Origin of the sequence: Mycobacterium numidiamassiliense (assembly GCF_900157365.1) — a bacterium.
Taxonomy (GTDB): Bacteria; Actinomycetota; Actinomycetes; order Mycobacteriales; family Mycobacteriaceae; genus Mycobacterium; species Mycobacterium numidiamassiliense.
The window spans coordinates 2,064,685-2,077,459 of sequence record NZ_FUEZ01000004.1 but is presented as its reverse complement, the minus strand read 5'-3'; the positions used below and the strand labels follow the sequence as shown (position 1 = coordinate 2,077,459).

Here is a 12,775-nt window from a genome sequence, read left to right as displayed (position 1 = left end):
AGAACAATCCCACTTCAAGGTTTACAGTTCTCACTGAATATGTTCGATATGTAATGCAGTCCAGCCCAGGGAGGCCGCGATGGCCAGCACGATCTTCGTCACCGGCGCGACGGGTCAAACCGGCGCCAACGTCTGCGAGCAGCTGATCGAGCGTGGTGACCAGGTTCGCGCCCTGGTTCGCGATCCCGACGCCGCCGCGGCGCTGGCCGAGATCGGCGTCGAATTGGTCAAGGGCGACATCAGCGACGCCGACGACGTCCTCGCAGCTGCTAAGGGCGCAGAGGCGGCCATCCACTGTGCGGCACTGCTCGGTGGCGCGAGTCAGGACATCGACGACTTCAAGGCCGTCAACCTGGTCGGGACGACGAACGTCCTGGATGCCGCGAAAGCCCACGGTATGCGGCGGGTGGTCGCCCTGAGCACCGCCACCTTCCTGGACTTGAGCACGGGGCTGGCGTTCGAAGAGGCGCCCGTCCTGCAGAATCCGCCGAACGACCCCTACACCGTCACCAAGCTCGCCGCCTTCCTGGAAGCGCACCAGCGCGCTGCCGCGGGCGACGACGTGCTGACCTGCCACCCAGGCGCCATCTACGGTCCGGGCCTGGTCATGGAACGCGCGTTGCATCGCACCAGTTTCAATCGAGTGCTGTTGGCAGGCATGCGCGGAAAGATCAAGCGCTACTTAGCTTTTCCGGTGACCTGGGTCGCAGGGGCCGATGTCGCGAAGGGCTCGATCGCGGCACTGGACAACGGGGTGGCCGGCGAGCGCTACCTGTTGGTCGGCCGGCCCGAAGACACCTTCAGTACCGCCGGTGGCATCAACCGGGCCTGCGAGGTCGCCGGAATCGACCACCGCGTCGAGGATCTCGACTACCGCACCGATCCCGAGGCGTTGACTGCCGAGTTCGGGCCTACCTTGATGGCCATCGCGAAAGCCGCGGCCACGGGCAAGCGTTCGCCCAGAAGCACAGACAACCTGACCGCCCGGCGCCTCGGGTATGACCCCATGTCCTTTGACGACGGACTGCGGCTGCTGATCTCGTGGCTGCGCAAGCTCGGCAAGCTGTAAGGGCCGCCGCGGTGTCGATCGCCGAATCACGCGGCTCAGATCACGGAGATTTGGCCGATCGAATCCTGGACGCCACCCAGCGCCTGGTATTTCGGACCGGTGCCCGCAAGTTGTCGCTGTCGGACGTGGCAAACCTGGCCGGAGTATCGCGGCCCACCATCTACCGTTACTTCGCATCCAAAGACGGCCTCGTCGACGCGCTGGGAAAGCGCGAACGGCGTCGCTTCAACGCGGCGATGGACAACGCCATGTCCGGAGTCGTCGGCGTCGCACGGCTGGAAGCCGCGGTCGACGTGGTCGCAAGCTTCGTCGAGGCTCAGCCGCCCGGGCACCTGCTCGACCTCGAGCCCGACTTCGCGCACGGCCAGATGGCCGCGGCGCTACCCATGCTTGCCGACGGGCTGGTGGCGGTTTTGCAGCTCTGCGCGAGCGAAGGCGCCATCACCACCGCACTGGCACCCCGCGACCTCGCCGGCGCAATCGCACGAACCGCGTTGAGCCACTATATCTTTCCCGACACGGATCGCGCCGCAGCGCGCCGAGAGATCCGCGCCGCCGCCGGTCTTTCCGGCCGGGCGTGGGTGTCAGCGCGGACGGTGGCGGGGCGCGCCGCGTCCGACTCGGGCAATTCATAGATATGACTTCACCGATTTGACTTAGCCATGAATGCTCCCGAAATGCTTGCCGCACAACGGGGAGGCGGCGGTATAACAAACTCATCCCTCAGCGACGCAAGGACGAAAAAGCATGCGGATCAACACATTCATGGCGGCGGCCGCGATCGGTGCCAACGCCGGACTTTGCACACCGGCACCGCCGGCCGGGGCTACGGACGAAACAAGGATGAACGGCGTCTACTCTTACGCCGACGAAGACGGCCTGACGGGCACCTGGATCATCAAAACCACGTGCACGCCGGCCTGCGTCGCCCACGTGAGCACAGCACCGGATGCCGGGTTTGATGCCCCGCTGGTCAACGGCCGTTACACCGTGACCCGAACCGTCCCGGAGGGCGCCGTGTGTCCGGATAACAGTCAACATCCGGTGACCGTCAACCAATCATGGGATCCGCAAACGCTCACCGGCGAGGTCGACTTCTTGGAGACCTCCGCGCCGTGCGGTCTTGGCGACCAACACGACGACTTCGTTCTCACACGAATTGGCTAGCGGCAGAACACTATCCAACGCGCGAGCTCAGCCCCGCAATCAAATTGATAGTGACGGCCAGAACGACCGCACCAAGCAGGTAGGACAGCAACGCGTGTCGCAGCACCGTGGATCTGATTGACGTCAAACCGATCTCAGTGTCCGACACCTGGTAGGTCATGCCGACGGTGAAGGCGACATACGCGAAGTCGCGAAAGCTCGGCGGCTCGGGGTCATGGAAATTGATTCCCCCGGGCTCGCCCCGGTAGTAGAGCCGCGCGTAGTGCACCGTGTACAACGTGTGCACGGCAAACCAGGACGCCGCGACGGTCAAAATGCCGACAAGGGCGGCGGCGACGGCTTTGGCGCCCGAATGCGACCCGGCCGCAACCACATAGCCGACACCGCCCAGGCTCGCGATGCTCGCCGAGACGATGACCACGTCGGCGACCCACCGGGTGGGGTCCTCCCTGTTCGCATACCGGCACGTCTGCGTGGCGTCCATCCCGCCCACGATGAGCCACGTCCACCCCACATAAACCAGCGCGGCAGCGACCCAACCGGTGAGCGCAAATCTCCAGCCGATCGTGCTCCCCACCGCGAAAGCGACGCCGGCTCCAACCATCACGGCAACCGCAATCCTGACCGCCGCAGTTTCGCGGGAAAACAGAACCGAAGGTTTCACACTCCCGACCTAAGCACACGAACCTGAATAACTGCAGGTGGTAGCCGTGCTGCGACCGCGCGTCGCTCGCGCATCGGATTCGGGTGTTCCGCGATCGTTTGCCAGCATCATCAGTTCGGCGCGCAATCCCAGCTAACGAAGCCCATAATGATGCCGTTGCAACCCCTTACCCCAAGAAGGAGGCGAACGATGTCTGTTCGCGGACTACGCCTGCTGTGTATCCCTGCCGCAATTGCTGCCGTGCTCACCGCGGGCAGTGGAGTTGCCACCGCCGACGACGACGGGTATCTCGCCCAGCTGAAGAAGATCGGCGTCGTCTGGCAGCCGGGAGGGGATTCCACTCTGATTTCGCTCGGCCATGCCATCTGCTCAAACCGGGCCGCCGGTCAAACGCCGGACCAGTTGGCCGCTGACGTCCACTCCGGCTTGAACAGCAGCTTCAGCTACGCGGACGCCACCGCCATCGTGAGCGCCGCGGAATCGAACTACTGCCCGTAGTCCCTCGACCGGCCGGAATCACCCGGCCGAAAAGGCAGCGACCGGCATTTCCACGGTTCCACGACACGGGCCGCTGTCGATGTCGGTGTGCCAGGTGCCCCGCAGCGAACCGTCGGGCTGCGGGGTGTAGAAGGCCCACGACTTCGCGGGTGCCCAGACTTTCGGATTCCCTTCTCCCATATAGCAATCCCACTGAAAGTCGAAGTGCTCGACCCATCTTGTTCCGTCCCAGACGTAGTGGGACGGCTGCGGCAGGGTCGGGTTCTTGGGAACCGGTCCGTTGGTGGCCGTGGCGACGCATGGCCCCGACGAACACGACGTCACGAAGACGTAGTCGGCGCTGAAGGTGGGCTCGGCTTGACCGGCGGCCACGCTGGTGCCCGTCTTCTGGACGGCGTAGCGCACCAACGAGTATTTCCCGTTCCAGGCCGGCATCGCCGCGTGCACGCGAACGGCGGGGACGCCGAGGACCGCAAGCGCTACGGTGCCAAGGACCGCTGCCCAGCGCGTGGCAGCAAGCGATCGTGAACACACCACGTCAATGGTGCGTATGCGATGACGCAACGAGGTATCGGCGCGGACACGATCACTGTTTCTGCAGCAGGAACAAGCCGTAGGCGGCGATCGACTGCGCGTCGGCGATCACCCCGGAGCGGATCATCTGCTCGACCTCGTCGCGGGGAAACCACGCGCTGCGCATGTCCTGCTCTTCGTGCTCGCGCTCCGCTTCGCCCTCGGTGATCCCGGTCGCCAGGAACACCCACCCCCGCTGGCTGGTCATCCCCGGAGCGACATCGACCAGGCCCAGCGCCACGAACGCGGTGGCACCTAGTCCGGTCTCCTCGCGGAGCTCACGCGCGGCGAGCTCGGCCGGTTCGGCGTCCGCCAGGCCGGGAGCGGTGCCCTGCGGAAACTCCCACCGCCGCACTCCCAGCGGATACCGAAACTGTTCGACCAACCGGAATCGCTGCCCGTCGTAGGGCATCACCAGCGCATAGTTGGGCTTGTCCACCACAGAGTAGATGCCTGAGCTGCCGTCCGGGCGGCGAATGTCGTCCTCGCGGAGCACCAGCCACGGGTTCCGGTAGATCTCGCGGGATGCGACGGTTTCGATGATGGGCACCTCGACAGTATCTCGGTCTCCTCCTCCCCAGCGCGGGCCAGGTGGCGGGCGCGAGTTGAAGTTGTTGCGCCGCAACCAAAGCAACGCGCCCAGCCGGGGATCGCATAGACAGTGACATCGATCGTGCCGGGTGGCACGATCTGGCACACTGCCCGATAGTTCTAGCAAATCGCGCTAACGCCCGGATGGAGTGAGTAACCATGCAGCAAGGCATGCACAGCCACGTCATCGTCAGCGGCGACGACGCGCTGGCGAGGACGATTGTCGAAGAGCTCAGTAGCGCAGGTATGCCTGTTGTCAGGCTCGTCGACACCGAGGTCGCAGACACCGAAGACGACCTCACCGAGGCTGGGGTTGCGCACGCGACTGCGGTGATCTGTGCGGGCAATGACGACGCGATAAATCTCGAAATCGCTTTGTTAGCAAGGGATGCCAACCCGAATGTACGCGTGGTGGCGCGGCTGGCCAACGACGTGCTGCGGACAGCGGTAGCGGTCGACAACGGCACCGGCGCGATCCTCGATGTCGCCGAGCTGGCGGTGCCGTCGGTCGTCGAGGCATGTCTGGCGCGCCCCTCGCACCCGTTTGACGCGGCCGGCATCAAGTTCGTGGTGTCGGGCGCGGAGGTGCCGTACGACGCGACGCTGCGGGAGATCTACGCCGACCTGGCGCCGGTGGCGGTGATCCACGGCAAGAACTCGCCCACACCCGGGTTGCTGGAAGCCTGCCCGGGTCGCGACCTTCAGGTCCATGCCGGCGACTGGGCGGCGGTGATCGGCACCGCCGAAGAGTTGGCAGCCCGCGGCATCAAGGCCCCTCGCCCCACCACCTCGCGCTCACGGCACCGTCCGCTGCGACGAATGGTCGATGCCGCGCGCGCCCTGCGCAACGACGTCAACCCGATGTTCGTGCGGGCGGTCACCGCGGTGTTGGCCGTGCTGATCGGCTCGACGGTGCTGCTGCGCTTCTGCTACGTACCCCACCCGCGGATGACCTGGGTCGACGCCTTGTACTTCAGCACCGAGACCATCGCGACCGTAGGCTACGGCGACTTCAGCTTCCTGTCGCAGCCGACCTGGCTGCGACTGTTCGCCATCATGTTGATGTTCGGCGGCGTGATCACCACCGCCGTCCTGGTCGCATTCATCGCCGACCTGCTCATCTCGCGCCGCTTCGCGTACACCGCCGGTCGCCGGCGGGCACGCCACTTGCGCAACCACGTCATCGTCGTCGGGCTGGGCTCGCACGGCAGCCGCGTCGTCGCCGATCTGACCGACGCCGGATACGACGTCGCGGTCATCGAAATAGACGAGAACAACCGCTATTTGTCGACCGCGGCCGAGCTCGGCGTGCCGGTGATCTTCGGCGACGCCACGCTGCGCCAGACGCTGGAGGCGGCCCGCGTCGACCACGCGCGCGCGGTGGCGGTCTTGACCCACGACGACATGGTCAACATCGAGACCGGGATCGTGCTGCGCGAGATGCTCGGCCCCCGGGTGATGCCGAAGGTCATCCGGCCCGAGGTTCCGATTGTGCTGCGCATCTACGACCGCCGGCTGGGCAGCGCCGTGGCACGACGCTTCGGCTTCGACACCGTCCGCTCGACCGTCGAACTCGCCGCGCCATGGTTCATCGGCGCCGCGATCGGCCTGCAAGTCTTGGGGACGTTTTCGGTCGGGCAGCGCTACTTCATGGTCGGAAGCATGTACGTTGCGGCGGACAGCGAGCTCGACGGGCTACGAATGTTCGAGATGTCCACCCAAACCCGGGTCATCGCCATCACCCGGCTCGACGCCCCGCTCCAGCTCCGCCCGCGACGCGACGCCCGGCTGCGCGGCGGAGACACCGTCTACGTCGTGGGCCCCTATCGCGAGTTGCTGGCGACACTGCGCAAGGGGCAGCCACCGCACCAGCCGGACATCGACCAGAAGCGGCTGCCCGCTTAAATCGGAAGTGCGTTAAACGTGTCCGTGTCAGCAACAGCATGGTGAACTTGAGCCCGTGCCCGATCCGTTGCAGGCGTTGCTGTCACCCGAGCGCCTGACGCAGGTCGTCGATGTCGGCGCGAGACTCGGCGATGACGACCCGCCCTACACGGCGATGCTCGCGGCCGGCCTCTGCCAGGTGACCGGCTTTGAGGCCCAACGGGATGCGTTCTTCGAACTGCAGGCCAAACGGCACGACCCGAACGAACGCTATGTGCACGGCGCGGTGGGCGACGGCGGCGCGCACACCCTGTACGTCAGCCGGGGCAGGGGATTGTCGAGCCTGCTGGAACCGGACCTGGAGCGGCTGGGCTTGTTCGGCGTCCTCGAACCGCTTGCGCACGTCCTCGTCGAGATCCCCATGCAGACTCACCGCCTGGACGACATCGCCGAGATTGCGCACCTCGACTTGCTCAAGATCGATGTTCAGGGCAGCGAGCTCGTGGTGTTTCGGGGTGGGACGACCAAGCTCGCCGAAGCGGTGGCGATCCAGGCCGAGGTCTCGTTCACGCCGCTGTACAAGGACCAGCCGACATTGGGTGACATCGACGGGGAACTGCGCGGCCAGGGATTCCTCCCGCACGGCTTCCCCGCGATGAAAACCTGGCGGATCTCCTCACCTCTGTTGGGCGACGTTCCCCACTTCGAGCCCAACCAGGTCCTCGACGCGGACCTGGTCTACGTGCGCGACTTCGGCCGCCCGGATGAGATGACCGACGAGCAGCTCAAGCAGCTGGCCCTGATCGCGCATCACTGCTACGGATCGGTTGACCTGGCATTGCGCTGCGTAACGCTGCTCGACGAACGGCGGGCGCTAGACGGCGGAGCGCAGCGCTACGTCGACATCCTCAACGGCCGCACGCCCACTGGCGGCCTAGAGCCGGGCGGCAACCTCGGCGGCGCGTCGGACCTGTCCGAGGTCTGAACTCGTCGGAATGAGCTGCACCTCGTCGGTGCCGATGTCCTCGAATCGCCGCAGCACCGTCAACAACTCGTCTTCCGTGCCGGCCCAGCCCGTCGTCGGCGCCATCGCGTCGACGTATTCGGCCGGAATCCAGTTCATGTAGCGGCGCAGGTGGCCGTGCACCTGTGCGCGGGCCTCATCCGGCGCCCCGAACGCGAACCAGAACGACGTCGCAAGGTGGGGTTGCGGCTTGCCGGCCTGCGCCCACGCCTCACGCGCGACGTCGAAAAGCTCGTTCTGCTTGGCGACATCAAGGTCGAGCGTGGTGCCGGCCAGTCCGTCGGCCCATGCGGCGGCGCTGCGAACGGTCTTGGGCCCGATGGCGCCGACGAACAGCGGTGGGCCGCCGGGCTGGACCGGCGACGGCCCCACCGGTAGCACTGATTCGGTAATCTTCTCCCCCGCCCACACCCGTTTCATCACCGCGACCCGTTCGGCCATGCCCCGGATCGTCTGCGTCGCCAGATCGGCACCGACGGCGTGGTAGTCCTCATGCCTGCCGCCCACGCCGACGCCGACCGTCAGCCGCCCGCCACTCAGCATGTCGGCCGTTGCCAGTGCCTTCGCCAGCATCACCGGATCATGCAGCTGCGGCACGATCACCGTCGTCACCAACCGAACCCGACTCGTCCAGGCGGCCAGCGCGCCCAACAAGGTCAGGTTGTCGGGGTTGGAGAACGTGATGCGCTCGCCCCAGCACAGCGACGAGAACGGCCCCTCGTCGATGGCGCGCGCCCAGTCCTGTAGAACCGTCGCATCCAAATCCGGCTCCATCACCGGCATGGTCATCGCTATCCGCACGAACGCGATTCTGGCACGGACTCAACATCGCGCTGCCGCAGTGGCAGCATGGGTCGGGTGGGCCTATCCAGTACTTCCATTGCGCACGTGCGGCTGACCGTCACCGACATCGAGAGATCCCGGCAGTTCTACGAGAGCGTATTCGGTTGGCCGGTGTTGCTGGAAGTTCCGGAGAACGCCGACGAGGCCACCCGCGAGCAGTTGGCTTTTCTGTACGGCGGTGTCGTCTACGACCTCGGCGGCACGCTGATCGGGCTGCGACCGGTCGCCAACGACCGCTTCTTCGAGGATCGCGCCGGCCTCGACCACATCGCGTTCCGGCTCGGCAGCCTGGACGAATTAGAAGCTGCGGCAGCACATCTCGACGAGGCGGGGGTGACCCACGAGCCGATCAAAGACATTGGGCCGTCCTACATCCTGGAGTTCCGCGATCCCGACAACATCGCCCTGGAACTGACCGCGCCTAAGTAGCGCGTTGTCGCCTCGCGGCGACGGTGGTTGACTGGATAGGACTATGACCATCAGTTTCAACCACACCATTGTCGCCGCTCGCGACAAACAGAAGTCCGCGGAATTTCTCGCCGAATTGTTCGGCCTGCCAAGCCCGAAGCCGTTTGGCCCCTTCCTGGTTGTCGCCCTCGAACACGGCGCGAGTCTCGATTTCGCCGATGTCCCCGAGGGAGAAGAGATCCGTAGGCAGCACTACGCCTTCCTGGTCTCCGAGCAGGAGTTCGACGCCATCTACGGCAAGATCCAGGCGCGCGGCCTGCAGCATTGGGCGGATCCCGGTCAGCGCCGGCCCGGCGAGATCAACCACCGCGACGGCGGTCGCGGGGTCTACTTCCCGGACCCGGCCGGCCATGGCATGGAGATCCTCACTCGCCCCTACGGCTCGGGCGGCTGAGTCGCAGGCGGTCTAGTCGTCGTTTCGGCGCGGAGCGCCGTGCCGGGTGTGCTCCTGATCCCGATAGTCATCGGCGAGTTTGGCCACATGCTTGGGCAGCGTGCCGGCCGCGACGTCGGCCAGGGTGGTTTCTTCGAGCACCGAGCGCATGCTGGCGCGCAGCGCGCGCCAGACGTCGGTCATCGCTGCCGTCGGCCCCGAATACGGCAGGTCGCCGAGTCCGATGTCACGGACGCTGGCCAGCGGTCCGTCGATGCAGCGCAGCACGTCGGCGATGCTGATCTCGCTGCCCGGACGCGCCAGCTCGTAGCCACCGTCGCGGCCGCGATGGCTACGGACCAGCCGATCGGTACGCAGATTGGTCAGGATGTCGACCAGGAATTGCGGCGGTATGCCCTGCGCAGCGGCCAAGTCGTCGGTCTTGACCAGCGTTCCGCTGTCGACGGTGGCGAGCTGGATCATGGCCCGCACCGCATATTCCGCCTTGGCTGACATGCGCACTCACAGGATTGTGCCATCCGGCGACGGCACAAGCGCTGCGGCTAGGGCTAGGACTAGGACTAGGACTGCGGGCGCAACTGCAGCAGGTCGACGACGCTCTGTGCCATTTCCTCGACCGTAACGTCCGGAATCAGCCGCAGGTCCGGGTTCCTCGGCCGCTGATACGGGCTGTCGACCCCGGTGAAGTGGGTGATTTCGCCCGCACGTGCTTTCGCGTACAGCCCCTTGGGATCACGACGCTCGCATTCTTCGATCGGCGTGTCACAAAAGACCTCGAAGAACTCGAAGCCGGCGTCGGCGTGGACCTTGCGCGCCATCTCACGGTGCTCGGTCAGCGGACTGATCGCCGGTACCAGCACGACCTGCCCAGAGTCGGCCAGCAACGTAGCCACATGCGCCAGCCGGCGCAGGTTCTCGGCGCGGTCGGCCATGCTGAAGCCGAGGTCGGCGTTCAAGCCGTGGCGCAGGTTGTCACCATCGAGAACGTAAGCGGGAACGCCTATTTCGAGCAACTTCTGCTCGACCAGCATCGCCACCGACGACTTGCCGGCACCCGAGAGGCCGGTGAGCCACACCGTCCTGCCCCTGACCGCCCGGTCTTCGGCGGTCACAAGTGACTTGTGCCGCACGGTATTCGGGCTGGCCGCCTGCGCCGACACGTCGCGCAACACCATGCCCGCCGCCACCGTGCCGTTGGTGTTCGGGTCGATGAGGATGAACGAACCGGTACTGGCGTTTCGTGTGTACTCGTCGAGCAGCAACGGCACCTGGGTGCGCAGGGAAACGCGACCGAGTTCGTTGAGCTTCAGCGCTGTTGCCGTCTTGTCGCGGTGCAAGGTGTTGACATCGAGCCGGTAGTCCAGCGCGGTCACCTTGGCCCGGGTGGTTCTGGTGGTGTGCTTGATGACGTAATCGCGACCCGGCTCCAGCGAAGCGCCGTCGGCCATCCAACACACGGTCGCGTCGAACTCCTGCGCGATCCTGGGCTGGTTATTGGTGCGGGCGATCAGGTCACCGCGTGAGATGTCGATCTCGTCGACGAGACTGACCGACACCGCCATCGGCGGAAACGCTTCTTCCACAGGCCCATTCGGGCCGTCGATGGCGGAGATTTTGGTGGTCTTGCCGACCGGCAGCACGACCACTTCGTCGCCGGGACGCATGACCCCGCTGGCCACGGTTCCGGCGTAGCTGCGGTGATCTTGATGCTCATGGGTATGCGGCCGGATGACGTATTGCACGGGGAACCGCACGTCGACCATGTTGCGGTCACCGGCGATGTAGACCTCTTCGAGGTGCGAGAGCAACGCCGGGCCCTCGTACCAGGGCGCCTTGTCCGATTTGGTCACCACGTTGTCGCCGTGCAGCGCCGACAACGGGATGGTGGCGACGTCCTGCACATCCAGGCGTGCCGCGAACGCGTGGAATTCGTCGCGGATCTCCTCGAATTTGGTCTGATCCCAATCGATCAGGTCCATCTTGTTGACCGCGAGCACGATGTGCTGGATGCCCAACAGCGACGCCAGGAAGGCATGGCGGCGCGACTGTTCGAGCAAGCCGTGGCGTGCGTCCACCAACACGATCACCAGCTGGGCCGTCGACGCACCGGTCACCATGTTGCGGGTGTACTGGATGTGCCCGGGCGTGTCGGCGATGATGAATTTCCGCTTGGGCGTGGCGAAATAGCGGTACGCGACGTCGATGGTGATGCCCTGTTCGCGTTCGGCCCGCAAGCCGTCGGTCACCAGCGCCAGGTCGGTGTACTCGTGGCCGCGCTCCTCAGACGCCCGCTCCACCGACGCCCACTGGTCTTCCATCACGGCCTTGGAGTCATAAAGCAGGCGCCCGATCAGGGTGGACTTGCCGTCATCGACGGAGCCGGCAGTAGCCAGCCTCAGTAGTGTCGCCATCAGAAGTACCCCTGCCGTTTCCGGTCTTCCATGCCCGCCTCCGAGATTCGGTCGTCAGCCCTGGTCGCGCCGCGTTCGGTCAGCCGGGACACCGCGGTTTCGGCGATGACCTCCGACACCGTGCCGGCCTCCGACTCGACGCACCCGGTGCAGGTGACGTCTCCGACGGTGCGGAACCGCACCGTGGCCTCGAACACCGGCTCGTCGGCGCGTGGCTGCAGGTGCCGGTCTACCGCCAGCAACATGCCGTCGCGGCTGAATACTTTGCGCCGGTGGGCGAAATAGATCGACGGCAACTTGATCTTCTCAGCGCCGATGTAGGACCAGATATCGAACTCGGTCCAGTTGGACAGCGGGAAGACGCGGATGTGCTCACCCTTGTGGTGGCGTCCGTTGTAGAGGTTCCACAGCTCCGGCCGCTGGACCTTGGGGTCCCACTGGCCGAACTCGTCGCGGAAGCTGAACACCCGTTCCTTGGCGCGTGCCTTTTCTTCGTCGCGGCGCGCTCCGCCGAATGCCGCGTCGAATTTGTTCTCGCGGATGGCGCGCAGCAGCGTCACGGTCTGGATGGGGTTACGCGACGGGATGGTCTCGACAACCCTGCCCGCGTCGATGTCTTCCTGCACCGACGCCACCACCAAGCGCACCCCGGACTCGGCGACAAGTTCGTCACGGGTCGCGATCACCTCGTCAAAGTTGTGGCCGGTGTCGACGTGCATCACCGGGAACGGCAGCCGCCCGGGGCGGAATGCCTTGAGCGCCAGGTGCAGCATGACGATGGAGTCCTTGCCGCCCGAGAACAACAGCACCGGCCGCTCGAACTCGGCGGCAACCTCGCGAATGATGTGGATCGCCTCGGCTTCCAGCGATCGCAGATGGCTCAATTCGTATTGCCCGGCTGTGGGGCCAGCCTTTACATCGCTGGTCATGGCGTCCTTATCGTGAAACCCATTAAACTTGGTAGAGTTGACCATATTTACGGTCATTGCCATCTATGCAACCAGGGTCTGCCCTCGGTGTCAATGACATGACGCGATGACGGTTCGCATCGGGAGCGACACCGGCCGATGAGAACCCGGGCTAGGACAGGGCTAACGTTTTGCCCGCCTCTGCGCGACAGTCCCGCTCGAACACGGGCGTGCGCCGGCGGCGGCCACGGCGTTGTCGCTCCGAGGCGGGCAAAAGTGCA

15 protein-coding genes are annotated in these 12,775 nt (G+C 65.5%); 8 read left to right on the top strand and 7 right to left on the bottom strand.

Features of this window, described 5'->3' with window-relative positions; translation table 11 throughout:
- The first annotated feature begins 79 nt into the window (after positions 1–79).
- The 3 genes from MNAB215_RS18440 to MNAB215_RS18430 all read left to right on the top strand — a co-directional run bounded on the left by MNAB215_RS18440 (position 80) and on the right by MNAB215_RS18430 (position 2,236).
- Positions 80–1,069 carry an NAD-dependent epimerase/dehydratase family protein gene (locus MNAB215_RS18440; RefSeq protein WP_077080097.1) on the top strand — a complete coding sequence of 330 codons (990 nt, stop codon included), beginning with the start codon at positions 80–82 and terminating at the stop codon, positions 1,067–1,069.
- Between the two features lie 11 nt (positions 1,070–1,080).
- On the top strand, positions 1,081–1,704 hold the full coding sequence (locus tag MNAB215_RS18435; protein ID WP_077080096.1) for a TetR/AcrR family transcriptional regulator: 624 nt from the start codon (positions 1,081–1,083) through the stop codon (positions 1,702–1,704).
- Between the two features lie 112 nt (positions 1,705–1,816).
- Positions 1,817–2,236, top strand: coding sequence for a hypothetical protein (locus MNAB215_RS18430; protein ID WP_077080095.1), 420 nt, complete (start codon positions 1,817–1,819; stop codon positions 2,234–2,236).
- Positions 2,237–2,246: 10 nt separating this feature from the next.
- On the opposite strand, the gene MNAB215_RS18425 is transcribed toward MNAB215_RS18430, so the two are convergent.
- Complete coding sequence (locus MNAB215_RS18425; protein WP_174604664.1) at positions 2,247–2,840, bottom strand: DUF1345 domain-containing protein; 594 nt, start codon at positions 2,838–2,840, stop codon at positions 2,247–2,249.
- A gap of 270 nt (positions 2,841–3,110) precedes the next feature.
- Here MNAB215_RS18425 and MNAB215_RS18420 point away from each other — a divergent pair, with 270 nt between their 5' ends.
- Complete coding sequence (locus MNAB215_RS18420; RefSeq protein WP_083746334.1) at positions 3,111–3,398, top strand: DUF732 domain-containing protein; 288 nt, start codon at positions 3,111–3,113, stop codon at positions 3,396–3,398.
- 18 nt (positions 3,399–3,416) lie between these two features.
- On the opposite strand, the gene MNAB215_RS18415 is transcribed toward MNAB215_RS18420, so the two are convergent.
- Both MNAB215_RS18415 and MNAB215_RS18410 read right to left on the bottom strand, forming a co-directional pair.
- Positions 3,417–3,932: an Rv2253 family sensor-like surface protein gene (locus MNAB215_RS18415; RefSeq protein WP_483869955.1), complete on the bottom strand. Its 516-nt coding sequence runs from the start codon at positions 3,930–3,932 to the stop codon at positions 3,417–3,419.
- A 52-nt stretch (positions 3,933–3,984) separates the two neighbouring features.
- Positions 3,985–4,521: an NUDIX domain-containing protein gene (locus MNAB215_RS18410; protein ID WP_077080092.1), complete on the bottom strand. Its 537-nt coding sequence runs from the start codon at positions 4,519–4,521 to the stop codon at positions 3,985–3,987.
- Positions 4,522–4,733: 212 nt separating this feature from the next.
- On the opposite strand from MNAB215_RS18410, the gene MNAB215_RS18405 reads away from it, so the two are divergent.
- Complete coding sequence (locus MNAB215_RS18405; protein ID WP_077082134.1) at positions 4,734–6,467, top strand: NAD-binding protein; 1,734 nt, start codon at positions 4,734–4,736, stop codon at positions 6,465–6,467.
- A gap of 55 nt (positions 6,468–6,522) precedes the next feature.
- Positions 6,523–7,431: an FkbM family methyltransferase gene (locus MNAB215_RS18400; RefSeq protein ID WP_077080091.1), complete on the top strand. Its 909-nt coding sequence runs from the start codon at positions 6,523–6,525 to the stop codon at positions 7,429–7,431.
- On the opposite strand, the gene MNAB215_RS18395 is transcribed toward MNAB215_RS18400, so the two are convergent.
- On the bottom strand, positions 7,381–8,259 hold the full coding sequence (locus MNAB215_RS18395; RefSeq protein ID WP_077080090.1) for an LLM class flavin-dependent oxidoreductase: 879 nt from the start codon (positions 8,257–8,259) through the stop codon (positions 7,381–7,383). The genes MNAB215_RS18400 and MNAB215_RS18395 overlap by 51 nt on opposite strands.
- 69 nt (positions 8,260–8,328) lie before the next feature.
- Between MNAB215_RS18395 and MNAB215_RS18390 the strand changes: the two genes are divergently transcribed.
- Together MNAB215_RS18390 and MNAB215_RS18385 are read left to right on the top strand one after the other, a co-directional pair.
- On the top strand, positions 8,329–8,742 hold the full coding sequence (locus tag MNAB215_RS18390) for a VOC family protein (protein WP_108637786.1): 414 nt from the start codon (positions 8,329–8,331) through the stop codon (positions 8,740–8,742).
- Between the two features lie 43 nt (positions 8,743–8,785).
- Entirely contained in the window at positions 8,786–9,175 is a 390-nt protein-coding gene (locus tag MNAB215_RS18385) for a VOC family protein (protein ID WP_077080088.1), read from the top strand.
- Positions 9,176–9,187: 12 nt separating this feature from the next.
- Here the strand turns inward: MNAB215_RS18385 and MNAB215_RS18380 are convergent, their stop codons facing one another.
- The 3 genes from MNAB215_RS18380 to cysD are packed head-to-tail and all read right to left on the bottom strand — an operon-like array spanning position 9,188 to position 12,578.
- Entirely contained in the window at positions 9,188–9,676 is a 489-nt protein-coding gene (locus tag MNAB215_RS18380) for an Rrf2 family transcriptional regulator (RefSeq protein WP_077080087.1), read from the bottom strand.
- Between the two features lie 59 nt (positions 9,677–9,735).
- Positions 9,736–11,586, bottom strand: coding sequence for an adenylyl-sulfate kinase (gene cysC / locus MNAB215_RS18375; RefSeq protein ID WP_077080086.1), 1,851 nt, complete (start codon positions 11,584–11,586; stop codon positions 9,736–9,738).
- Positions 11,586–12,578, bottom strand: coding sequence for a sulfate adenylyltransferase subunit CysD (gene cysD / locus MNAB215_RS18370; protein WP_108637662.1), 993 nt, complete (start codon positions 12,576–12,578; stop codon positions 11,586–11,588). Before cysD ends, cysC begins: the two co-directional genes overlap by 1 nt.
- Positions 12,579–12,775 lie beyond the last annotated feature (197 nt).